This window comes from Streptomyces griseomycini, from assembly GCF_014203535.1.
GTDB classification, from domain to species: Bacteria; Actinomycetota; Actinomycetes; order Streptomycetales; family Streptomycetaceae; genus Streptomyces; species Streptomyces griseomycini.
On record NZ_JACHJI010000001.1, the window covers coordinates 866175 to 888761 of the forward strand.

Genomic DNA, 22587 nt, shown 5'->3' on the forward strand with positions numbered 1-22587 from the left:
GGAGGTTACCTGGCGTAGTGCCCGCGCGGCAGCCCGGCCCGGCGGGCCGGTTGCGGTCGTGGCCGGATCAGACGGTGCTCAAGTGGTGCTCTCGGGGCGGGGCTTCTTCTGCCAGGGGTAGGTGGGACGCGGGCCGGGGGGTGTGATGGCGGGCCGCACCGGCTCGGGCGACGTGGCCGACCGCGGCGTTCCCGGCCTGGTGGGACGGGCCGTCGGGGTGTCGGCGGCGGGCGCCTCGGGCCAGGGCGCGGGCCCGGGCCCGGACTGCTGCTCGGTGGTGGTCCAGTGCCGCAGGGCACCGGCCTCCAGGTCGATCTGCGCGCTCAGCGTGTCCAGGTCGTCGTCCGCGAAGCGGCGGGCGCGGTCGCGGGCCGCCCAGCGCAGGGAGTCCGCCGACTGTGTGATGCGCTCGGTGCGCTCGCGCAGCTCGGGCAGCCGCTCGGCGAGCGTGGCGCGGTCCGGTTCGGACTCCAGGCGCCTGAGTTCGCCGTCCAGCTCGTGTCCGTGCGCGCTGAGGCGCTGGAAGAGGCCGAGGGACTCCTTGAGGGACTCGTCCTCGGCGACGGCCGCCTCCAGCGCGTCCTGGGTGGCGCGCATGGAGGTGCGCAGCGCGAGGCGGAGCTGGGCGACCTCGCCGGCCGGACCGGGCCGGCCGAGGGCCTTGGCCTTCAGGGTGTGGTCCTCGACCGTGCGGCGGGCCTGGGTGATGTGGCGGTCGGCACTGCGCTTGGCCGCGCCGACGACCTTCACCGTGGCGTACGCGCCGAGCACGACGAAGAGCACGAAGAGCAGGGCGACCACTGCGAACACCGCTTCCACGAAGCTCCTCCTCCGGGCCCTTCTCGCTTGTCCCGGCGCACTTCGCGCCGCTCTTCAACGGTAAACGCAACGGGCAGGTCCGGAGTTCCTGCACCACCCCGAACCTGCCCGTAGGGGATCACCCGGACCCCGCGCTCACCTCACGCCGGGACGATGTTCACCAGCTTGGGCGCCCGCACGATCACCTTGCGGATGCCGGCCCCGTCCAGCGCGGCGACGACCTTCTCGTCGGCCAGCGCGATCTTCTCCAGCTCGTCCTCGGAGATGCCCGGCGAGACCTCCAGCCGCGCCTTGACCTTGCCCTTGATCTGGACGACGCAGGTCACGGTCTCGTCGACCACGTACGCCGGGTCGGCGACCGGGAAGTCCCGGTGGACGACCGAGTCGGTGTGGCCCAGCCTGCGCCACAGCTCCTCGGCGATGTGCGGGGCCAGCGGCGCGACCATCAGCACCAGCGGCTCGGCGACGGAGCGCGGCACCGCCCCGCCCGCCCGTCGCCCGCCGCCACCCTCGGCCGAGGGGCCTGCGGCCCCGCCCCCGTAGGCCTTGGTCAGGTGGTTGTTCAGCTCGGTGATCTTGGCGATGGCGGTGTTGAAGCGCATGCCCTCCAGGTCACCGCGCACGCCGTCGATCGCCTTGTGCAGGGCGCGCAGGGTGTCCTCGTCGGGCTCGGCGTCCACCACCGTCACGTCACCGGTCGCCTCGTCGACGATGTTGCGCCACAGCCGCTGCAGCAGCCGGAACTGGCCGACCACCGCGCGGGTGTCCCACGGCCGGGACACGTCCAGCGGGCCCATGGCCATCTCGTACAGGCGCAGGGTGTCGGCGCCGTACTCGGCGCAGATCTCGTCCGGGGTGACCGCGTTCTTCAGGGACTTGCCCATCTTGCCCAGCAGCCGGGAGACCTTCTCGCCCTGGTACCAGTAGGCGCCGTCGCGCTCCTCCACCTCGGCGGCCGGCACGGCGATGCCCCGGCTGTCGCGGTAGACGTAGGCCTGGATCATGCCCTGGTTGAACAGCTTGTGGAACGGCTCGGCGGACGAGACGTGCCCCAGGTCGTACAGCACCTTGGACCAGAAGCGCGCGTACAGCAGGTGCAGCACGGCGTGCTCGGCGCCGCCGACGTACAGGTCGACGCCGCCGTGCGGCATGCCCTCGCGCGGGCCCATCCAGTACTGCTCGACGGCCGGGTCGACCAGCCGCTCGGAGTTGTGCGGGTCCAGGTAGCGCAGCTCGTACCAGCAGGAACCGGCCCAGTTGGGCATGGTGTTGGTCTCGCGGCGGTACTTCTTCGGCCCGTCGCCCAGGTCCAGGGTGACGTTGACCCAGTCCTCGTTGCGCGACAGCGGCGTCTCGGGCTGGGTGTCGGCGTCGTCCGGGTCGAAGGTGCGCGGGCTGTAGTCCTCGACCTCGGGCAGCTCCAGCGGCAGCATCGACTCGGGCAGGGCGTGGGCGACGCCGTCCTCGTCGTAGACGATCGGGAAGGGCTCGCCCCAGTAGCGCTGCCGGCTGAACAGCCAGTCGCGCAGCCGGAAGTTGACGGTGCCCTCGCCGTGGCCGGTGCGCTCCAGCCACTCGATGATGCGCGCCTTGGCCTCGGCGACGCCCAGGCCGTCCAGGGAGACCTCGTCGTTCGACGAGTTGATGATCCTCGCGTCGTGCGAGGCGAAGGCGTTCTCCCAGGTCGAGGTGTCCGTCCCGCGGCCGTCGGTCGGCTCGACGATGCAGTGGATCGGCAGCTCGAAGGCGCGCGCGAACTCGAAGTCGCGCTGGTCGCCCGCCGGGACGGCCATGATCGCGCCGGTGCCGTAGCCCATCAGGACGTAGTCGGCGATGAAGACGGGCACCTGCTCGCCGTTGACCGGGTTGGTGGCGTAGGCGCCGATGAAGACGCCGGTCTTGTCCTTGGCCTCGGCCTGCCGCTCGACGTCGGACTTCGAGGCGGCCTGCGCGCGGTACGCGGCGACGGCCTCGGCCGGGGTGGCGTGGCCGCCGGTCCACACCTCGTGGGTGCCCTCGGGCCAGGCGGCCGGGGTGAACTTCTCGACCAGCGGATGCTCGGGCGCCAGCACCATGTAGGTGGCGCCGAACAGGGTGTCGGGGCGCGTGGTGAAGACGGTGATGCGCTCGCCGTCGATGGGGAAGTCGACGCGGGCGCCCTCGGAGCGGCCGATCCAGTTGCGCTGCTGCAGCTTGATGGCCTCGGGCCAGTCCAGCGCGTCCAGGTCCTCCAGCAGCCGGTCGGCGTAGGCCGTGATCCGCATGTTCCACTGGCGCAGCTTGGCCTTGAAGACGGGGAAGTTGCCGCGCTCGGAACGGCCCTCGGCGGTGACCTCCTCGTTGGCCAGCACGGTGCCCAGGCCGGGGCACCAGTTGACGGGCGCGTCGGAGGCGTAGGCCAGGCGGAACTCGCCCAGGACCTCGGCGCGCTCGGCCGCGCTCAGCTCGCTCCACGCGCGCGCGTGGCCCGGCACGGGGCGCTCACCGGACTCGAACTGCTCGACCAGCTCGGCGATCGGACGGGCCTTCTTCGCGTCCTCGTCGTACCAGGAGTTGAAGATCTGCAGGAAGATCCACTGGGTCCACTTGTAGTAGTCCGGGTCGATCGTGGCGAACGACCGGCGCTTGTCGTGGCCCAGGCCCAGCCGGCGCAGCTGGGCCTTCATGTTCTCCATGTTGGCCTCGGTCGACACGCGCGGGTGCGTGCCGGTCTGCACGGCGTACTGCTCGGCGGGCAGGCCGAAGGCGTCGAAGCCCAGGGTGTGCAGGACGTTGTGCCCGGTCATGCGCTGGAAGCGGGCGAAGACGTCGGTGGCGATGTAGCCCAGCGGGTGACCGACGTGCAGCCCCGCACCGGAGGGGTACGGGAACATGTCCATGATGAACTTCTTGGGCCTGGCGGCCGTCTCCGGGTCGCCCGCCAGGTCGCCGCTCGGATTGGGGGCGGCGTAGGTGCCCTCGGCGTCCCAGAAGTCCTGCCAGCGTGCCTCGATCTCGGCGGCCAGGGCGGCCGTGTAGCGGTGCGGCGCGGCCTCCGCGGCTGCGGGGTTCGTCTCGCTCATGATCCTCAAAGCTCCATCGATCGTCTCTGCCGACTGCTGCGACTTCCCGGAAATGAAAAATCCCCTCGCACAGGAGGGGACGCCGCGCCGATTCCGACCGTCCGGTCACCGGCGGTCGGGACTGATCAGCGCGGCTCGCTAAGCAGGAGGCGTACGGCACGCATGGCGCAAGGGTACCGCAGGCCCCGAGCGGGCCGCGACGCTCTTCCCGGGACGCACGGGCCCGCCGGGCCGCTCCCGCCGGGCCGACGGGACTGAACTCCGGTCAAACATTACTCCGCGTAACAGCCGCTAAGGGACATCACAACGACCGCATTGTCTTTTGATAACAGCGCAATAACTCAAACCTCGTACTCATCGGTATGACCGGGCCTAGAGTGCGGCGCGGGACCGCTTTACCGAAACCTCGGAGTTGCCCCATGAACCGTCGCCCAGACAGCAGCCCACCCCCCGCACGGGGCCGGTCGGCTGCGGCTCCGTCGTGCCCGCTCCGAGTCGTGACGCGGGGAGGTGGGTCGTGAGGCCGGACGACAGCACGGCGGACGACTGGTTCGCCGAGTTCCTCAACTTCGGCGTGGGTGTCCTGTCGCTCGTCTGCCTCAGCTGCTCGGTGATCTGGGGACTCGTCGCCCAGGACCGGATCCTGCTCGGCCCCCGCCAGCGGATCCTGGCGCAGGCGGTGCACCGGACGACCGCGGTCGCCTCGATCGCCTTCCTGCTGGTGCACATCGGCATCAAGCTGGCCCTGGACCACACCACCTGGATCGCCGCGGTGATCCCCTTCGGGCTGGCCCTCACCGACGACGAGGTCGTCACCGGCAGGGCCTTCCTCGTCGGGCTCGGCACCCTCGCCGGCCTGCTGATGATCTTCGTGGGCATCACCGGTGTGCTGCGCAACCGCTTCGCCTCCCCGGCCCCGGTCGCGGCCCGCTGGCGGGCGGTGCACATGCTGGCCTACCCGGCCTGGTGCGCCGCGCTCGTGCACGGCCTCTACGCGGGTCGCGCGGCGAAGCCGGTCTTCCTGATCCTCTACGGGCTGTCCGTGCTCGGCGTCATGGCGGCCCTCGTCGTGCGCGCCTCCCCGCCCCGGGTCAAGCGCAGAATCACCGAGCGGATCACCGCGCTGCTCGGCACCGACCAGCAGCGGGACCGCGAGGAGCAGCTGGAGGAGAGCAGGGCCCGGGCGGCCGGGTCGCCCCTTCCCGGCTACGGCGGACGCGGTTCCGCGCGGGACGGCCGTCGTCCGCGCGGCGAGCGCCCGCTGTACGAGACCGCCGAGCGGGCTCCCGCCCCGGAACCGGCGAACGGCTTCGCGGCCGCCTACCGCGCGGTGTCGGCACCCGGCCGGCCACCGGCCGGCCGGCCGCCGCTCGCCGACGCGACCGCCCGCACGGAGCTGCCGCCGGACCTGCAGCCCACGGAGGCCGTCCCGCGCGTGGACGGCCCCTCCAGCACCTCGGGCAACTGGCCGATCCCGTCCCCGCCGCCGGTCGGCGAGGCCCCGCCGTCGGCCTACGACCCGCTCAACGACACCGGCTACAACATCCCGGCCTATGACAATTCGGTCGGCTCCGGGTACGGCTCGAGTGATGTGTACGACACCGGTGAGACGAACACCCTCTACGGCACGTACAACCCGAGTGACACGTACAACAGCGGTCCCGCCACTGAAACACTCCCCGGTGCGTCGCCCTCGTCGTCCTACGACTTCGGCGCACCGGGTTCGGGCGAACCTTGGAACACGCCGTCCGGAGGCTACAAGTGAACGAGGCTCTGCCCGACGTACCCGAAGTCCGCGTGGTCGGTCTTCCCCAGCTCACGTCGGGTTTCGACCTTGTCGACCGGCTCGACCTGCCCATGCACCTGAAGGTGCACGGGCCGCTCGAGCCCCTGGGCGGCGAGCAGCTCGCGCAGCTCGCCGAACGCATCAACCTCAGGGGCCGCGGCGGCGCGGGCTTCCCCTTCCACAAGAAGCTGCGCTCGGTCGCCGAGTCGGCGATCAAGCGCGGCGTGCGGCCGGTCGTCGTCGTCAACGGCAGTGAGGACGAACCGGCCTGCCGCAAGGACACGGTGCTGATCAACCGTGCCCCGCACCTCATCCTGGACGGCGCGCTGCTGTGCGCCGAGGCCATGGGCGCCCGCACGCTCGTGGTGGGGGTCACCCGGGAGTCCACCCAGCGCTCCATGGAGGCCGCACTCGCCGAACGCGGCCTGAGCAACGGGCGCCGCTCCGCGCTGCGCGCCCGGGTGCAGCGCAACCCGGTCCGCATGGTCACCGGCGCCGCCGCCTCCCTGATCCGCTCCATCGACGGCGGCCCGGCGATCCCGCCGGGCCGCAAGACCAGCGCCTCGAAGAGCGGCGTCGGCGGCGCGCCCACGCTGCTGTCCAACGCCGAGACCTTCGCCCAGCTCGCCATCGCCGCCCGCATCGGCCCGGAGCGCTACGGCAACACCGGCCTGTACGACGAGCCGGGCACCGTGATGCTCACGGTGTCCGGGGCGGTGGCCCGCCCCATGGTGATCGAGGTCCCGACGGGTGTGCCGCTGCGCTACGTGCTCCAGCTCGCCGGCGCGCCGCCGGTGCCGCAGGGGGTGCTGACGGGCGGCTACCACGGCAAGTGGATCGACGCGGCGACCGTCAACGAGGCGATCGTCTCCCGCAACTCCCTGGACGCGGTGGGTGGTTCACTGGGCGCGGGAGCCATCCTGCCGATCAGTCAGGACACCTGCCCGCTGGGCGAGTCGCTGCGGGTGGCGCAGTGGCTGGCGGAGGAGAGCGCCGGCCAGTGCGGCCCCTGCTACCTGGGCCTGCCGGCCGCCGCGCGCGGCATGGAGGACATCCTCAACGGCGGTGGCCCGGCCGCGCTGGAGGCGCTCAAGCAGGTCGCCAGGAACGTGAAGCGGCGCGGCGCGTGTTCGCACCCGGACGGCTCCGCGATGTTCCTGGAGTCGACCGTCAAGGCGTTCACCGACGACCTCGCCGCGCACGTCCTCGGCAACGGCTGCGGACGGCCCGTGGCGGGCGTCCTGCCGCTCTTCGAGGGGGGCAGGGCCCCCACCGGCATCCCGGGCGGCCAGTCCGAGGAGAACGGCCCCAGCCGCCAGAAGATCTACGTCGACTGGACGCTGTGCCGGGGCCACGGCCTGTGCGCGGACATCCTCCCGGAGGTCTTCCAGCTCGGCGCGGACGGCTTCCCGACGGTGGCTCAGGCCCAGGTGCCGCGCTACGCCGAGGCCAAGGCCCTGCGCGCGGTGCGCCGCTGCCCGGCCCTGGCCCTGCGCATCGAGGAGGAGGCCCAGGCGAAGGCACCCTCCCGGAACCTGCCGGTGCTCTCCCAGGGGCGCGGGCGCCGCGCCCTGGGCCGCTGAGCGGAACGGCCCGCAATACGAAAGATCCCCCGGTCCTTCAGGACCGGGGGATCTTTTCCGTGGAGCTAAGGAGAATTGAACTCCTGACCTCCTGCATGCCATGCAGGCGCTCTACCAACTGAGCTATAGCCCCTTGCCGCTTCCCGGGGTTCCCCCCGGCGACGACGCCAACATTACACGGTCACCCCGGCCCCACACCAAATCGTTTCCGCTTCGTCCGATTTGAGGCGTACATCCGTGGGTCACGCCGTGACGAACGAGTAGAACCTCTTGAGCGTGCAGTGCTCTTCGAGCAGCCGGCCGTAGATCGGCTCGCCCTCGAGTTCCCGGTACGTCTCGATGGGGTCGCCTTTTATGATCAGCGCCCGCGCGCACTCCTCGCACCAGTACTGGTAGTCGGGGTTGATCGGCTCCATGTCGCGGACGATCGGCGTCCCGCTGCCGCACCAGTCGCACTTCCGCCTGTGTGCACCCATCGGTCAGCTCCAGCTGTGGCCGCAGGCCGTGCACACGTAGGAGACCCCGCCGTTGTCGCCGAGCACCTGGGCGACGTGCGCGGAACCGCAGGAAGGGCAGCTGAGACGGGTCGAGGTCCGTGGCGTCGACACCGCCCCGAGAAGGTGTTCGACCTCCTCGAGGATGCTCGCAGGCATCACAACTCCCTCCCGTCGGGCCGCGCCCCCTTCCGGCCGTTTGATTCTGCCACGACCGGGCCAATACGGTCAGCGACGCCGGGGTACCGGTCGGGACACGGCTCGGCGCCTCGTAGAGGTATACGCCTGTGGGCGCCGTCCTGCTCAAGGGTGAACGACGAAAAATCCCGCCCCCCTGTGGGGGACGGGATCTTCGCGGTGTGGAGCTAAGGAGAATTGAACTCCTGACCTCCTGCATGCCATGCAGGCGCTCTACCAACTGAGCTATAGCCCCTGGTGCCACGCGGCGGAGCCGCTTGGTGTTCCGCTCCGCTCGGCGGGGCGAACAAGAAGAACTCTAGCCTGTGACCTGCCGGAAAGTGAAATCCGGGTCCCCCGACCGGTGCGGGCCGGTCCCGGGCCGGTTCCGCACCGGCCCCGGGGCGCTCAGTCGTCGTCGCCGAGCACCGGCTCCGGCAGGGTGCCGGCGTTGTGCTCGAGCAGGCGCCAGCCGCGGGCGCCCTCGCCGAGGACGGACCAGCAGCAGTTGGTGAGGCCGCCGAGGCTCTCCCAGTCGTGCGGCTCCAGCCCGAGCAGCCGGCCGATGGTGGTGCGGATGGTGCCGCCGTGGCTGACCACGACGAGCGTGCCGTCCTCGGAGAGCTTCTCGACGTGCCTCAGCACCACGGGGGCTGCGCGGTCGGCGACCTCGGTCTCCAGTTCGCCACCGCCCCGGCGCACCGGCTCGCCGCGTTTCCACGCGGCGTACTCCTCGCCGTACCGGGCGATGATCTCGTCGTGCGTCAGGCCCTGCCAGACGCCCGCGTAGGTCTCGCGCAGGCCCTCGTCGAGGGTGACCTCCAGGCCGGTGAGCGCGGCGAGTTCCGCGGCGGTGTCCGCGGCCCGCTTCAGGTCGGAGGCGACGATCGCGTCCGGCTTGAGGCCCGCGAGCAGACGGGCGGCCCGGCGGGCCTGCGAGACGCCGGCCGCGGTGAGCTCCACGTCCGTGGAGCCCTGGAAGCGGCGCTCCACGTTCCAGGAGGTCTGGCCGTGCCGCCACAGGATGACGCGGCGGCCCCGGCGCGCGGACCCGCCCACCTCACCGGTGGCGCTCACCGCCACTCACCACCCGGCTCCACCGCCGCCTCGGCCTCCTGTTGCTTGGCGTGCTCGGCGGCCTTGCCGCGGCTGGCCTGGGCGTCGGCGGGCAGCTCCAGCTCGGGGCAGTCCTTCCACAGCCGCTCCAGGGCGTAGAAGACGCGCTCCTCGCTGTGCTGGACGTGGACGACGATGTCGACGTAGTCGAGCAGCACCCAGCGGGCCTCGCGGTCGCCCTCGCGGCGGACCGGCTTGGCGCCGAGCTCCTTGTTCAGCCGCTCCTCGATCTCGTCGACGATCGACTTGACCTGGCGGTCGTTGGGCGCGGAGGCCAGCAGGAAGGCGTCGGTGATGGACAGCACGTCACTGACGTCGTAGGCGACGATGTCGTGCGCGAGCTTGTCGGCGGCCGCCTGGGCGGCGGTGGTGACGAGCTCCAGGGAACGGTCGGTTGCGGTCACTACAAGGCTTTCGATCGACGGTCACTTGCCCTCCAGGGTCTCACGGACCGCCGGGCGCGCCCCACGCATTACGGGGCACGCCCTCGCCCCGCCGGTTACGACCCGGGGTCGTAGTCCTGCCCGAGGACGACCGAGACGCGCGCGTTCGCGGAGGTCTTCCCCTTGGCGACGGAGTCGGTGGACAGCCCCAGGGTCTTGGCGACCTCGGTGGCGTTCTCCTTGTCGGCGGCGTTCGCGTAGACGACCTTCGAGGCCGCCTCCGGGGCGGTGGCGGTGCCGGCCTCCAGGAAGGTGAAGCCGCCGTTGAGGAGGACCACGCGGGCCTGCTCGGTGTGGCCCTTCACCCCGGTGGCGTTGCGCACGGACACGCTGACGGCGGCGTCCGGGTCGGGGCTCTTGGCGGTGCCGCCGAGGACGTCCTCGACCACGCTGTCGCTCGCCTGCGCGGTGAGCGTGCCGTCCTCCTGCACGGGCAGCAGCGCGGTCCTGTGGTCGCCGCCCTTGGCGAGGTCGGAGAGCCGGGCGAGGAAGGCGCCGAGGTCCTTGTCGGTCAGCGGCGGCTCGATGATCTGGCCGAGGGTCTGGACGGTGGTCGTCGCGGCGTCCGGGTCGGAGGTCATCTTGCGCAGGACGCCGTGCATGACCTGCCCGAACCGCTCCAGCTGGGCGTTCTGGGACTCGCCCGGGGCGCGGTGGGTGGCGTAGGCGACGGCCATCTTGCCGCTGAGGGTCTGGTTCTCGCCCTTCCGCACCAGGGGCGTCTCGCCCTTCTTCCCGGCGTCCGGGTCGGGCACGTCGGTGTCGGTGTCGACCTCGATGTTGCCGACGAGGTCGACGAGGGTGAGCAGGAACGGGGTGTCCAGCCGCCAGGTGCCCTCGATGTCGGTGCCGAGGACGGTGTCGAGCGCGGTCCGGGTGCCCTCGGAGCCGTCGTCCTCGACGGACTTGGCGAGCGTGGTGGTGGTGCCGTCGTCGGCGGTGAGGGCGAGGGAGTTGGGCAGCAGGACGGTGGTGCCCTGCTCGGTGGTGGTGTTGTCGACGAGCAGGGCGGTCGCGGTGCCGCCCTTCCTGGTGTCGTGCAGGTGGACGACGATCACGTCGCGCTTCTGGGCGCCCGCCGCCGTGGCGGTGCCCGTGCCGGAGCCGGAGTCGGACAGGCCGGGCAGCTTCCCGGCGTACCAGAGGTAGCCGACGCCGCCGACGGCGACCAGGGCGAGGACCACGACCAGGGCGATGATCCGGCTGCGCGCGCGGCGCCGGGCCTCCTCGCGGCGCTCGGTGCGGTTCTCGGTGAACTTGAGCCAGTCGATGACGTCCTCGGAGTCGTCGTCGGGCTCCTCGACGAACGCGAACTGCTCGGTGCGGTACTCCGGCGCGGGCTCGGCGGGGGCCGTCCCGTCGTCGGCCGGGCCGGCCTGCTGCGGGATGTGCGCGGTCTGCTCGGTGACCCGGGGCTGCTGACCGGTGCCGGCGTGCGCGGTCTGGCCGTGCGCGGTCTGGCCGTAAGGGTCGTACGGGGCGGTCGCCGGGTCGTCCTGGTACGCGCCGGTCGTGTCGGTCGCGTAGGGGTCGTAGGAGCCGTAGGAGGAGGCCTGCGGCTGCTGGGCGGTCCCGTAGGGGTCGTACGACGGCGCGGGCTGCTGCGGCCCGCCCGCGGCGTACGGGTCGTACCCGTAGCCCTGCTGCCGGTACGGGTCGTACGGCTGCTGCCGGTCCGTCGCCTGGTGGTAGACGGGCCGGCCGTACTCGTCGTAGCCGACGAGCTCGTACGGGGCGGACCCGTCGGTCCCGTGCCCCGCGTCGTATCGGTCGTTCACCGGTGCCCCTCTCGGCTCACTCGCCGCGGTACAGCTCACGCTTGGCGATGTAGCGCACGACTCCGTCCGGCACCAGATACCAGACGGGCTCTCCCTTGGCGACTCTCGCACGGCAGTCCGTCGAGGAGATCGCCAGGGCGGGGACCTCGACGAGGGAGACACCGCCCTCGGGGAGGCCCGCGTCGGTCAGGTGGTGGCCGGGCCGGGTCACGCCGATGAAGTGCGCCAGGGAGAACAGCTCCTCGCTGTCGCGCCAGGTGAGGATCTGGGCGAGGGCGTCGGCGCCGGTGATGAAGAACAGGTCCGTGTCGGGGTTGAGCGCGCGCAGGTCGCGCAGGGTGTCCACGGTGTAGGTGGGACCGCCGCGGTCGATGTCGATGCGGCTCACCGAGAACTGCGGGTTCTCGGCGGTCGCGATGACCGTCATCAGGTAGCGGTCCTCGGCCGCGGAGACCGCGCGGTGGCTCTTCTGCCACGGCTGGCCGGTGGGGACGAAGACCACCTCGTCGAGGTGGAACTGCGCGGCGACCTCGCTGGCCGCCACCAGGTGCCCGTGGTGGATCGGGTCGAAGGTGCCGCCCATGACGCCGAGGCGGCGCTTGCCCGGCCGCGACGGGCCGCTGCCGGGGCCGCCGGCCGTCCGGCCGGGCGCCGGGCGGCGCTCGGTGCCGCTCGCCGTCCCCCCGGCCGTCTCCCGTGCCGGACCGGTGGGCATGTCCTGCTCTTCCATGCGTGCAGACCCTACCGGCCCGGCCTGTGGACCCCGGCCGCCGGATGGGCCCCGGATCCCCGGACGGTCCGTGACGGGCTCAGCGGTCGCGGTTGAAGCGGGTGGTGATCCACAGCAGGAGCAGCAGGATGAACAGGGCGGCGCCGCCGGTCAGGTAGGGGCTGAGGCTCTGGTGGTTGCCGCCGTGCTCTCCGCCCTCGGCGGCGAGGGTGACCAACTGGGCAGCGGTGCTGGGGAAGCTCATCTTCGGCAGGACCTATCGCGTGTGGGCGGGATAAAGACGTCGGCTCATCGTAAGCGGGGGCGTCCGCGTCGATCACGCCGACTCCGCCGTTGCGGGCGGCGGCGCCCGTGGAGGTGCGGGCGACGGGCAACCTTCCCGGTGCCTCCGGTCGTCCTTCTGCCTGGAACCCGTCCTTCTGCCCCGCACCGCGCAGGCGGCGCACCGCGCGGTGCCGTGTCCTCCCGGACTGCCCGTCCGCGGCGTCTGCGCCTAGGCTGGGCCTCGCCCCGGGAGGACGAAGGGCCGCACAAGGGACCGCAAGGGTCACTCAGACGCACATGGGGGAAACATGTCCGACGGCCATCAGCACAACGGGCACGAGAGCGTGCCGAGCAGGCAGCGCAGGCGCTTCCCCGGAATCTCCTCGCGTGCGTACGAGCACCCGGCCGACCGCTCCGCGCTGGTGGCGCTGCGCAGGCTGAGCGGTTTCGACACGGTCTTCAAGGCCCTGAGCGGTCTGCTGCCCGAGCGGAGCCTCAGGCTGCTGTTCCTGTCCGACTCGGTGCGCGTCTCGGACCGGCAGTTCGCGCACCTCAACGACATGCTGCGGGACGCCTGCTACATCCTGGACCTGGAGAAGGTCCCGCCGATGTACGTCAACCAGGACCCGGTGCCGAACGCGATGTGCATCGGCCTGGACGAGCCGATCATCGTGGTCACCACGGGGCTGGTCGAGCTGCTCGACGAGGAGGAGATGCGGGCGGTCGTCGGGCACGAGGTCGGGCACGCGCTGTCCGGGCACTCGGTGTACCGGACGATCCTGCTGTTCCTGACCTCGCTCGCGGTCCGGGTCGCCTGGATCCCGCTCGGCAACGTCGCGATCATGGCGATCGTGACGGCGCTGCGCGAGTGGTTCCGCAAGTCGGAGCTGTCCGCGGACCGCGCGGGGCTGCTGGTCGGCCAGGACCTCCAGGCCTCGATGCGCGGCCTGATGAAGCTCGCGGGCGGCAACCACCTGCACGAGATGAACGTGGACGCGTTCCTGGAGCAGGCCGACGAGTACGAGGCCGGGGGCGACCTGCGCGACTCCGTGCTGAAGATCCTCAACGTGCTGCCCCGCTCCCACCCCTTCGCCACCGTGCGGGCGGCCGAGCTGAAGAAGTGGGCGGCCACGCGGGAGTACCAGCGGATCGTGGACGGCCACTACCCGCGCCGCGACGAGGACAAGGACGCCTCGGTGCGGGACTCGTGGCGGGAGTCGGCGAGCAGCTACGCCGACGAGGTGAGGAACTCCAAGGATCCGCTGATGAAGCTGGTCAGCGACATCGCGGGCGGCGCCGGGGACCTGGGCGGCCGGGTCCGCCGCGGTTTCGGGGGCTTCACGTCCTCGGCGCCCCGGCCGCCGCGGGACGCCGAGGGGCCGGACACGTCGCCGGGACCGGAGGACGACGGCCCGTCGCGCGACGGCGCCTGAGCCGCGACGGTGCTCGCGCCCCGGGGCCGCGCGGGCCGCGGGGGTGGTGGCCGCCCCCGCGGCCCGGGCGGCCTCGCCGGTGCCGGCCGGCTCACGGCTTCGGTTGTGCCTGAGTCGCCAGGGAGCCGCACAGCGCCGGGGTGCCGCCCGGGGCGTAGGGGTCGGTGCCGGCGGGACCGCCCTCCCGGGCGGTCTGGCCGGCGAGGAGGGGACGCAGTCGGGCGGCGGAGTCCTCGGCGCAGGACAGGGGGCCGGCCTGGACCTCGGAGAGGACCAGCTGGGCCTGGTGCAGGCGCAGGTCGTCGTGGTCGAAGCGGAAGAGCAGCTCGCGCCGGACCGTGAACAGGGAGACCTCGGCGTCCCGGTCCGCGCCGGCCGGCCGCACCGCGTACGCGAACGTGTGGTCCGTGCTGACCTCGAGGGTGGAGGCGTCGGTCTCGGCGGCCTGCATCGTGCCCCGCACCCGGACCGTGTGGTCGGCCAGCTCCACCCGGGAGGGGTCGAAGCGGACCAGCCACCCGGTGGGCGCGTGCCGTCCGTCGGCGGCGGGCCGGGCGAAGCTCCGGTCGAACTGCTCCAGCTGGTCGGGGTCGAGCAGCACCCGCACGGCACGCGTCTCGCCGCCGGTGAGCACCGCGGGGTCGAGGGAGGACCGCACGAGGTAGTCCTTCGTGGTGATCAGCGCGCTCATGACCTGGCTGTCCGAGAAGTGCGCGGTGCGTCTGGCCCCCGGGAGCGTCACCCCCTCCGCGCCGACGCGGAACTGCGCCGCCGGACTGCTCGCGTACAGCCGTTCGAGGTCGGAGGTGCCGGGCACCTCGCCCCGGGGGGCGAGCGGGACGACGGTCGTCCGCAGGGACTCGGCCGGCTCCTCGACGGCGGGCCTCTGGTAGGGGTGGCGTACGCCCATGTAGAGCGCGGTGCCGAAGGCCACGACGATCAGGAAGAACAGGACCAGGGCCTGCCGGGACAGGCCCCGGCGCAGGGGCGGGCGGCGGCGCACGGCGGGCGCGTGGTCGGTGATGCGCTCCTGTGCGGAGTACTCCTGGAGCCGGGCAGCGCGGACGAAGGACTCGTCGAAGACGACGGACCTGTACTCGTCCTCTCCGCCTCCGGGGGCTCCCTCGGGCGTCCCCTCGGGCGGGTCCGAAGGCCCTCCCATACCTTCAGGGTAGGTCCCGGGGAGTCCGGGTAAACGCCCTGCCGCGCGCCGGGTCCCGACGGGTTCGCACCAGAGCGGACGCCCGGTCTCAGGGGCTGCTCGGGATCACCGGGACGGTCGGCTGGGAGTAGTCGGCGGAGGCGGACGGGGCCGCCCCGCCGCCCTGCTCCAGGCCGGTGGAGGCGGGGGGCGGGACCTGGTCCTGGCGGTTGGAGGAGGCGCCCCGGTAGACGGCCGAGAAGGCGAGCGCGACCATGCCGATGCCCATCACCAGGGCGAGCATCCAGGCGACGGGGCGGTGCCAGCGCACCTGCCTGCCGTACGGGCCCGGGGAGCCGCGGCCGTCCTCCAGGACGTCGGGGTCGTCGTCCGGGTCGTCGAAGCCGGGGGCGCCCCGGTAGCCGCCGTACCCGTCGTCGTACCGCTCGCCGCGCGGACGGGCCCGGCGGGCCTCGGCCTCGGAGGCCTCGGCCCTGGCCTGCGCGGCCGCCAGGAGGCGCTCGACGGCGGTCGGCTCGTGCACCTCGGCCGCGCGTACGAAGGCCTCGTCGAAGACCACGGAGGCGAACTCTTCGTCCGACGCTCCGCGGTCGTGGTCGTCGTCGGGCTCCCAGCCGTCAGGGAACGGCGTGCCCCCCACGTCCTCCGGCACGGATCCAGAGTAGACCTGGGGGGTCAATTTGGGCAGACGGTATGGAAATTCATCCGTCTGCCGAGACGGTCCCGCCGCCCGTACCGCCGCTTCCGCGGCGCGCCCGGTTCAGCGCCGTACGTGGCCGTCGCCGGTGACGATGTACTTCGTGCTGGTCAGCTCGGGCAGGCCCATCGGCCCCCGGGCGTGCAGCTTCTGCGTCGAGATGCCGATCTCGGCGCCGAAGCCGAACTGGCCGCCGTCGGTGAACCGGGTGGAGGCGTTCACCGCGACCGTGGTGGAGTCCACCAACTGGGTGAAGCGGCGGGCGGCCTGCTGCGAGGTGGTGACGATGGCCTCGGTGTGGCCGGAGGTCCACAGCCGGATGTGCTCGACGGCCTTGTCGAGGGAGTCGACGACGGCGGCGGCGATGTCGTACGAGAGGTACTCGGTCTCCCAGTCCTCCGCCGTGGCCTCCACGACCGTCGCCCGGGTGTCCTTGGCGTGGGCCAGCACGCGCTCGTCGGCGTGCACGGTGACCCCGGCGTCGGCCAGGGCGTCCAGGGCGCGGGGCAGGAACTCGGCGGCGATGTCCTGGTGGACCAGCAGCGTCTCGGCGGCGTTGCAGACGCCGACCCGCTGGGCCTTGGAGTTGATGAGGATCTCCACGGCCGTGTCGAGGTCGGCCGCCGCGTCGACGTAGACGTGGCAGTTGCCGGTGCCGGTCTCGATGACCGGGACGACCGACTCCTGGACGACCGTGTTGATCAGGGAGGCGCCGCCGCGCGGGATGAGCACGTCGACCAGGCCGCGGGCGCGCATCAGCTCGCGCACGCTCTCGCGGCTCTCGCCGGGCACCAGCTGCACGGCGTCGGCGGGCAGTCCGGCCCCGCCCACGGCGTCCCGCACCACGCGCACCAGCGCGGTGTTCGACCGGTACGCGGAGGACGAGCCGCGCAGCAGGACCGCGTTGCCGGACTTCAGGCACAGGGCGGCGGCGTCGACCGTCACGTTCGGGCGGCCCTCGTAGATGATCCCGACGACGCCGAGCGGCACCCGGACCTGGCGCAGGTCGATGCCGTTGGGCAGCGTGGAGCCGCGGACGACCTCGCCGACCGGGTCGGGCAGCGCGGCCACGTCCCGCACGTCGGAGGCGATGGCGCGCACCCGCTCCGGGGTGAGCGTGAGCCGGTCGATCATGCCGTCGCTGGTGCCGGCCTCGCGCGCCCTGGCCACGTCCTGGGCGTTGGCCTCGACGATCTCGCTCGCCCGGACCTCCAGCGCGTCCGCGACGGCGAGCAGCGCGTCGTCCTTCGCCGCGCGCGGCAGCGGCGCGAGGGTGGCGGCGGCGGCCTTGGCCCGGTAGGCGGCCTGGTTGACCGGGGACATCGAGTCGTACGGCGAGAGCGTGGTCATGGGGGAAGGGTAGTGCGCCGGGCGCCGCCGTCCGGCCGTCGTCCCACCTCCCGAGACGTCCCGGCGCTCAGAACGGGTGCACCCCGACCGGCGTCGCCAGGGCCGGTCCGTGGCCCGCGGCCACGCGCTGGTGGTAGGTGACCCGGTCGATGACCTCCAGGCCGACGATCTCCCAGGGCGGCAGTCCCGCGGTCTGCCGGTGCTCGCCCCACAGGCGCAGCGCCATGGCGGCCGCGTCGTGCAGGTCGCGGGCCTCCTCCCAGTAGCGGACCTCCGCGTGGTCGGCGGCGTAGCGGCTGGTCAGCAGGAAGGGGTGGTCGTGGGCGAGCCGTTCCAAGGCCCGCCGCACCTCGGCGATCGGGGACCGCTCGCCGGAGACGCTGAGGGTGACGTGCCACAGGCGCGGGAGCTCGCGCGGCTCGCCGCCCGGCGACCGGTCCCCGGCCGCGACGCCGGTCAGGGCGCGCTCGCCGTCGGCCGTACGGGGACCCGCACCACCGCGGGACGCCGTCGTCCCAGGGCGCACTCGTCTCACGACGGCCTCCTTGCTCGCGCGGACCGGCCGTGGGGGCCGGGCGGATGTGTCCCTGGGACAGAAGTTGAGCAGGCCGCCGGGGATCGCGGGGCGGTTTTGCGGAACGTCCACCACCGAGGGCGGACGATTCGGCGCATTACGGATGCAGGACCACCAGATCGTCCCTGTGTACGACCTCGCGTTCGTACTCCGGCCCGAGGTCCCGGGCGAGTTCCCGGGTCGAGCGGCCGATCAGGAGGGGGATCTCCTTGGCGTCGAAGTTGACGAGCCCGCGCGCCACCGCCCGCCCCGCGCCGTCCCGCAGCTCGACCGGGTCGCCCGCGCTGAACTCGCCCTCGACGCCGGCGATGCCGGCCGGCAGCAGCGACTTGCGGCGCTGCACGACCGCGCGCACCGCGCCGTCGTCCAGGACGAGCGAGCCCTGCGGGGTGGACGCGTGCTGCAGCCACAGCAGCCGGTCGGCGGAACGCTTGCCGGTGGGGTGGAAGTAGGTGCCGGTGTCGCCGCCGGCGAGGGCGTCGGCCGCGTGGACCGCGCTGGTCAGCACCACGGGGATCCCGGCGGCGGCGGCGATCCGGGCGGCCTCGACCTTGGTGACCATGCCGCCCGTTCCGACGCCCGCCTTGCCGGCGCTGCCGATCTCGACGTGGGCGAGGTCCTCGGGGCCGCGCACCTCGGCCACCCGGGAGGTGCCGGGCCTGCCGGGGTCACCGTCGTACACGCCGTCCACGTCGGACAGCAGCACCAGCAGGTCGGCGTGGACCAGATGGGCGACGAGGGCGGCGAGGCGGTCGTTGTCGCCGAAGCGGATCTCGTCGGTGGCGACGGTGTCGTTCTCGTTGACGATCGGGAAGGCGCCCATCGCCAGCAGCTTGTCGAGGGTGCGGGAGGCGTTGCGGTGGTGGGCGCGGCGGCTCATGTCGTCGCTGGTCAGCAGCACCTGACCGACCCGGACGCCGTAGCGGGCGAAGGAGGCGGTGTAGCGGGCGACCAGCAGGCCCTGGCCGACGCTGGCGGCGGCCTGCTGGCGGGCGAGGTCCTCGGGCCGGCGGCGCAGGCCCAGCGGGGCGAGGCCGGCGGCGATGGCGCCGGAGGAGACGAGGACGATCTCGCGCTCCCCGCCGCTGCGCACTTTGGCCAGCACGTCGACGAGGGCGTCCACGCGGTCGGCGTCCAGACCGCCCGCCGCGGTGGTCAGCGACGAGGACCCGACCTTGACGACGATCCTGCGGGCCTCGCCCACGGCCTGCCTTGCCCCTGCCACCTTGTCGCCCGTCCCCTCGCGTAGACCGCCTCACTCGCCAGGCAATCTACGTGAAAGGGATGGGGGGCGCGCCACCGGTCCACGCTGCGGACAGCGCCGGACCGCCCTCGGGAAGGCGCCGCGACGGCGAGCGCGCCCTCGGGCCCCGGCGGCGGACGTCGCACGGACCGCCCCTTCCGGTCGGAGCGCCGTCGGCGCGCGGCGACGACCCGTCCGGCGGGTGCGGACCGGTGAGGGTCCGCCCGGCGTCCTCGTGCCCGGTGCGGGTGGGACCGGATGACGGCGACGCTCCCGGTCCGGTCGGGGCCGGTGCGCACGAACGGCGCAGAACCGGACGCGGACATTCCTCGCGCACGCGCACGAGCAGGCGCCGGGCGCGGGTCCGGGCCCGGCGGCGGCCGCTCCACACGCCCGGTACACCCGCGTGTCGTCGAGCGGCCGCCACGCGTTAACCCATTGCCCGTCTTACTGACGATCATGGAGTGACCGCCGTGCCCGTATCCTTGTTCCGTCGGCGCTTCCCAGCGAGCAGCGCGCACCGACAGGCCGTCGGCGGCGCCGAGCGGTCCCCCGGGGCACGCCGTCCCGCCCGGCCGTCCGCAGAACGCACGCGCCGGCTGCCGCACCCGTTCTCCGCGCTGCGCTCCGCCCGCCCCGGGGCCGTCCTCAAGGCGCTGGTCACCGCCGTGTTCGCCGTCGTCCTCGCCGTCCAGGCCGCGGCAGCCCTGCTCCCGAACGCCCCGCTGCTCTTCGCCGGCACCGCGGCCGCGTTGGCCGTCGAGGCCGTCCTGTACCGGTGGCAGCCCGGCGTGCTGACCCTGTTCGCCAAGGCGCACGCGGACATCACCGTCCGCCACGTGCTGCGGGACCTGCTGCTGGTGGTGGGCCTGCTGCGGCTCGGCGCACAGGACCGGGAGACGCAGTACGCGCCGCTCGTCGCCGGGCTGCTCGCCTTCTACGCCCTGCACTGCGCGGTCCAGGCGGTGTCCGTGCTGGTGCGCCGCACCCGCACGCTGCCCGTGCTGACCCGGAACGTCGACGCCTCCGCACTGCGCCTGTCCCCCGCCCCGTCCACGCTGCTGCGCCGCCCCGGCCCCCGGCTGCTGGTGTTCGGCCTGCCCGCGACGGCCGGGCTGACGGTGACGGCGGTGACCGACGAGCCCCGGTGCGCGGCGGCCGGTGTCGCCCTGTCGCTGGCACTGGCGCTGGCGGGCCTGTGCGCACTGTCGCTGCGGCTGCTGCCCGGCCGGCGTCCGGCGGACGAGCAGGAGGTGCTCGACTGGTTCGACGCGTGGCTGGCCGACTACCGGCCTACGGTCGGCCTGTACTTCTCCGGCGGCCCCTCCTCCGCCTACCAGGCCAACATGTGGCTGGAACCGCTGGCGAAGCTCGACGCCCGGCCGGTGATCGTCCTGCGCGAGCGGTTCATGGTGCCGAGGATCGCGGCGACCGACGTCCCGATCGTGTGCCTGCCGAAGGTGTCCACGCTGATGCGGCTCGAGCGGTCCACGCTCCAGGTCCTCATCCACCCGTCGAACTCCGGCAAGACCTCCCAGGTGCTGCGCATTCCCACGATCAAGCACACCTTCGTCAACCACGGCGAGAGCGACAAGCTGTCGTCCTGCAACCCGTACGCGAAGGCGTACGACGAGGTGTGGGTGGCCGGCCCGGCGGCGCGTGAGCGGTACGCGCTGGCCGAGGTCGGGGTCGAGGACAAGGACGTGGTGGAGATCGGCCGCCCGCAGCTGGACGCCGTACGGCCGTACGCGGGCCCGCCGACCGGGCCGTACACGACGGTGCTGTACGCGCCGACCTGGGAGGGCTGGGACGGTGACCCGGGCAACACGTCGGTGATCGCGGCCGGCGAGAACCTCGTGCGGGCGCTGCTCGCCGACCCGGGGGTGCGGCTGCTGTACAAGCCGCACCCGCTGACCGGGTCGGTGGACCCCCGGGCGGGCGCCGCCGACCGGCGCATCCGTGAGCTGATCCAGGCGGCCAACCGGGGGCGGTCCGGGTCGCGCCCCGCACCGTCGGCGGAACTGGGCCGGCTCACCGCGGAGCTGGACCGGCTCACCACGACCGCGTTCCGGGCGGGCGCCGACCAGGTCGAGCGGATGCTCCTGCAGTCCGCCCCGGAACCGGGTCGGGCCGACGCGGTGGCGCGGGCGACGGCGGCCTGGGAAGAGGCGTACTGGGCGTCGCTGCCGGACGGGGAGCACCAGGTCGTCGTGGACGCCCGCCCCTCGCTGTACGCCTGCTTCAACGTCGCCGACCTGCTGATCAGCGACGTCTCGAGCGTGGTCAGCGACTTCCTGGCGAGCGGGAAGCCGTATGCCGTGGCGAACACCGGCGGGTTGTCCGAGGAGGAGTTCCGCGCGACGTTCCCGACCGTGGCGGCGGCGACCGTGCTCACCCCCGACGCCGCCGGGGTTCCGGCGCTGCTGGAGTCGGTCCGGCACCCGGAGAAGGACGAGCTGGCCGGGGCACGGGCGGAGCTGAAGCTGCGGCTGCTGGGCCCCGCCGAGCCGTCGTCCCAGGAGCGCTTCGGCGCGGCCGTGGACGCCCTGTGCGCGGCCGCCGAGAAGCACAGGGCCCGGATGACGCGCCGTCCGACGGAGGTGCCCCCTCCGCGCCGCGGGGAGGACACCGCCGTGGTCATGCCGCAGCCGTCCCGCCGGGGCTGACCTCCCCGGAGGAGGTCAGCGTGCGCCGGACCCTGCGGGCGACCCGGCGCAGGACGGAGCCCGCGCCGCCCTCGCGGTACCCGGGGCAGGCGCGGGCCTCGCGGGGGGAGGCGAGGTAGACGGAGTCGGGGATGCCCGCCGCGCGGTCGCGGAAGTGCGGGTAGGCGAGGTAGACGCGGCGGCCCCGCTTCTCCAGCAGGACCGGCGCCCGCTCCTTCGCCCGTACGAACTCCAGGACGTCCAAGAGGAGTTCGAGCCGCTGCTCGGCCACCAGGTGCAGCCGCAGCCGCTCCTCGACCTTCAGCCGCTCGGCCACGCCCTCGGTCCAGTGGACGTCCATCAGCGGCCGTGCCAGCTCCAGTTTGCGCCGCCGGACGTCGTCGCCGTCCTTGAGGAACCGGGGGCCGAACTGCGGCAGCAGCGTGACGGTGAAGGGCCGCACCATGAGCTGGTCGCGCCGGGGGCCCTCGGGGACGAGGTCGGCGATCAGGTTCATCAGGGCGCGGGCGGAGTCGAAGCGCAGGGCGTAACCGCCGCTCCTGGTCACGTGCTTGCCGTCGTCCCGGCCCACCAGGTAGTAGCAGGTGTGGTCGGCGATCACGGAGACGCCGTCCGCCCGCAGGTACGCCTCCATGGTGAACAGCGCGTCCTCACCGGTGAACAGGGTCTCGTCGAACCGCATGCCGTGCCGGTCCAGTAAGGCGCGGCGGAACAGCTTCTGCGCGCTGAGCGTGAACTTGATGTTGGAGGAGAAGACGTCGGTGCGCTCCAGCGTCCTGCCCCACATGGACTTCGGCGCGCCGCGGTTGACGCCCTCGACCCGGCCCAGGACGACGTCGGTGCCGGCGCGGTCGGCCATGGCGACCATCCGCTCGAGGGCCTCGGGGCCCAGCCGGTCGTCGGCGTCCAGGAAGAAGACGTAGCGCCCGGTCGCCCTGCCGAGGCCCACGTTGCGCGGGCCGCTGGGGCCGCCCGAGTTCTCCTGCCGGATCACGGTGACCGGCATGGGGGCGCGGTCCGCGAACTCCTCCAGGTGCTCCCCCGTGCCGTCGGTCGAGCCGTCGTCGACCGCGATGACCTCGATGCGCTCCGGGTCGATGGTCTGTGCCTCCACGGAGGCGAGGCACTCGACCAGGTACGGCATCGCTTCGTACGCCCCGATGACCACGGTGACGTCAGGCTGCGTCACGGTCACGTTTCCCCTCGGCAT

19 protein-coding genes and 2 tRNA genes are annotated in these 22587 nt (G+C 72.9%); 4 read left to right on the top strand and 17 right to left on the bottom strand.

Translation table 11 applies throughout. The annotated features are described in order from the left end of the window. Nucleotides 1-78: 78 nt before the first annotated feature. Nucleotides 79-819 carry a hypothetical protein gene (locus FHS37_RS03960; protein WP_184817591.1) on the bottom strand — a complete coding sequence of 247 codons (741 nt, stop codon included), beginning with the start codon at nt 817-819 and terminating at the stop codon, nt 79-81. 140 nt (nt 820-959) lie between these two features. Further along, complete coding sequence (gene leuS, locus FHS37_RS03965; RefSeq protein WP_184817592.1) at nt 960-3881, bottom strand: leucine--tRNA ligase; 2922 nt, start codon at nt 3879-3881, stop codon at nt 960-962. 517 nt (nt 3882-4398) lie between these two features. On the opposite strand from leuS, the gene FHS37_RS03970 reads away from it, so the two are divergent. Together FHS37_RS03970 and FHS37_RS03975 are read left to right on the top strand one after the other, a co-directional pair. Next, nucleotides 4399-5646 carry a cytochrome b/b6 domain-containing protein gene (locus FHS37_RS03970; protein WP_184817593.1) on the top strand — a complete coding sequence of 416 codons (1248 nt, stop codon included), beginning with the start codon at nt 4399-4401 and terminating at the stop codon, nt 5644-5646. Further along, nucleotides 5643-7250 (top strand): NADH-quinone oxidoreductase subunit NuoF family protein, encoded by a 1608-nt coding sequence (locus FHS37_RS03975; RefSeq protein WP_184817594.1) that lies wholly within the window; start codon nt 5643-5645, stop codon nt 7248-7250. Before FHS37_RS03970 ends, FHS37_RS03975 begins: the two co-directional genes overlap by 4 nt. Before the next feature lie 60 nt (nt 7251-7310). Here FHS37_RS03975 and FHS37_RS03980 read toward each other — a convergent pair. From FHS37_RS03980 to FHS37_RS04020, 9 genes are all read right to left on the bottom strand, one after another. Beyond that, a tRNA-Ala gene (locus FHS37_RS03980) sits at nt 7311-7383 on the bottom strand. Nucleotides 7384-7492: 109 nt separating this feature from the next. Continuing rightward, the gene (locus FHS37_RS03985) at nt 7493-7726 is read right to left on the bottom strand and encodes a hypothetical protein (RefSeq protein WP_006136074.1); all 234 of its coding nucleotides are present in this window, start codon (nt 7724-7726) and stop codon (nt 7493-7495) included. 3 nt (nt 7727-7729) lie between these two features. Continuing rightward, nucleotides 7730-7903, bottom strand: coding sequence for a hypothetical protein (locus FHS37_RS03990; RefSeq protein ID WP_184817595.1), 174 nt, complete (start codon nt 7901-7903; stop codon nt 7730-7732). Between the two features lie 201 nt (nt 7904-8104). After that, nucleotides 8105-8177, bottom strand: a tRNA-Ala gene (locus FHS37_RS03995). Nucleotides 8178-8329: 152 nt separating this feature from the next. After that, entirely contained in the window at nt 8330-8998 is a 669-nt protein-coding gene (locus FHS37_RS04000; RefSeq protein WP_184817596.1) for a histidine phosphatase family protein, read from the bottom strand. Beyond that, nucleotides 8995-9441, bottom strand: a complete 447-nt coding sequence (gene rsfS, locus FHS37_RS04005) for a ribosome silencing factor (RefSeq protein ID WP_184817597.1) — start codon at nt 9439-9441, stop codon at nt 8995-8997. Before rsfS ends, FHS37_RS04000 begins: the two co-directional genes overlap by 4 nt. 95 nt (nt 9442-9536) lie before the next feature. Then, complete coding sequence (locus FHS37_RS04010; RefSeq protein ID WP_184817598.1) at nt 9537-11258, bottom strand: LytR C-terminal domain-containing protein; 1722 nt, start codon at nt 11256-11258, stop codon at nt 9537-9539. Between the two features lie 16 nt (nt 11259-11274). Beyond that, complete coding sequence (nadD, locus tag FHS37_RS04015) at nt 11275-11988, bottom strand: nicotinate-nucleotide adenylyltransferase (RefSeq protein ID WP_184817599.1); 714 nt, start codon at nt 11986-11988, stop codon at nt 11275-11277. Nucleotides 11989-12067: 79 nt separating this feature from the next. Beyond that, entirely contained in the window at nt 12068-12232 is a 165-nt protein-coding gene (locus FHS37_RS04020; protein ID WP_184817600.1) for a hypothetical protein, read from the bottom strand. A 328-nt stretch (nt 12233-12560) separates the two neighbouring features. Here FHS37_RS04020 and FHS37_RS04025 point away from each other — a divergent pair, with 328 nt between their 5' ends. Next, nucleotides 12561-13685 (top strand): M48 family metallopeptidase, encoded by a 1125-nt coding sequence (locus FHS37_RS04025; RefSeq protein WP_184817601.1) that lies wholly within the window; start codon nt 12561-12563, stop codon nt 13683-13685. 91 nt (nt 13686-13776) lie between these two features. On the opposite strand, the gene FHS37_RS04030 is transcribed toward FHS37_RS04025, so the two are convergent. The 5 genes from FHS37_RS04030 to proB all read right to left on the bottom strand — a co-directional run bounded on the left by FHS37_RS04030 (nt 13777) and on the right by proB (nt 18672). Then, on the bottom strand, nt 13777-14847 hold the full coding sequence (locus tag FHS37_RS04030; protein ID WP_184817602.1) for an SCO2583 family membrane protein: 1071 nt from the start codon (nt 14845-14847) through the stop codon (nt 13777-13779). Nucleotides 14848-14935: 88 nt separating this feature from the next. Next, nucleotides 14936-15499 (bottom strand): SCO2584 family spore wall biosynthesis protein, encoded by a 564-nt coding sequence (locus FHS37_RS04035; protein WP_444545127.1) that lies wholly within the window; start codon nt 15497-15499, stop codon nt 14936-14938. A 108-nt stretch (nt 15500-15607) separates the two neighbouring features. Beyond that, nucleotides 15608-16894, bottom strand: coding sequence for a glutamate-5-semialdehyde dehydrogenase (locus FHS37_RS04040; protein ID WP_184817604.1), 1287 nt, complete (start codon nt 16892-16894; stop codon nt 15608-15610). 67 nt (nt 16895-16961) lie between these two features. Then, nucleotides 16962-17420 (bottom strand): DUF8830 family protein, encoded by a 459-nt coding sequence (locus FHS37_RS04045; protein WP_511256439.1) that lies wholly within the window; start codon nt 17418-17420, stop codon nt 16962-16964. Between the two features lie 145 nt (nt 17421-17565). Continuing rightward, nucleotides 17566-18672, bottom strand: coding sequence for a glutamate 5-kinase (gene proB, locus FHS37_RS04050; protein WP_184817716.1), 1107 nt, complete (start codon nt 18670-18672; stop codon nt 17566-17568). A 707-nt stretch (nt 18673-19379) separates the two neighbouring features. Between proB and FHS37_RS04055 the strand changes: the two genes are divergently transcribed. Then, on the top strand, nt 19380-21377 hold the full coding sequence (locus FHS37_RS04055; protein WP_229889723.1) for a CDP-glycerol glycerophosphotransferase family protein: 1998 nt from the start codon (nt 19380-19382) through the stop codon (nt 21375-21377). Here the strand turns inward: FHS37_RS04055 and FHS37_RS04060 are convergent. Further along, nucleotides 21349-22572 carry a glycosyltransferase family 2 protein gene (locus tag FHS37_RS04060; protein ID WP_184817606.1) on the bottom strand — a complete coding sequence of 408 codons (1224 nt, stop codon included), beginning with the start codon at nt 22570-22572 and terminating at the stop codon, nt 21349-21351. The two genes, FHS37_RS04055 and FHS37_RS04060, sit on opposite strands and share 29 nt — an antisense overlap. Nucleotides 22573-22587: the final 15 nt, after the last annotated feature.

Bases quoted from the DNA above. Each gene is read 5' to 3' on its own strand.
- leuS (WP_184817592.1), bottom strand. From the start codon at position 3,881: ATGAGCGAGACGAACCCCGCAGCCGCGGAGGCCGCGCCGCACCGCTAC.
- FHS37_RS03985 (WP_006136074.1), bottom strand. From the start codon at position 7,726: ATGGGTGCACACAGGCGGAAGTGCGACTGGTGCGGCAGCGGGACGCCG.
- FHS37_RS03990 (WP_184817595.1), bottom strand. From the start codon at position 7,903: ATGCCTGCGAGCATCCTCGAGGAGGTCGAACACCTTCTCGGGGCGGTG.
- nadD (WP_184817599.1), bottom strand. From the start codon at position 11,988: ATGGAAGAGCAGGACATGCCCACCGGTCCGGCACGGGAGACGGCCGGG.
- FHS37_RS04020 (WP_184817600.1), bottom strand. From the start codon at position 12,232: ATGAGCTTCCCCAGCACCGCTGCCCAGTTGGTCACCCTCGCCGCCGAG.
- FHS37_RS04025 (WP_184817601.1), top strand. From the start codon at position 12,561: ATGTCCGACGGCCATCAGCACAACGGGCACGAGAGCGTGCCGAGCAGG.
- FHS37_RS04030 (WP_184817602.1), bottom strand. From the start codon at position 14,847: ATGGGAGGGCCTTCGGACCCGCCCGAGGGGACGCCCGAGGGAGCCCCC.
- FHS37_RS04040 (WP_184817604.1), bottom strand. From the start codon at position 16,894: ATGACCACGCTCTCGCCGTACGACTCGATGTCCCCGGTCAACCAGGCC.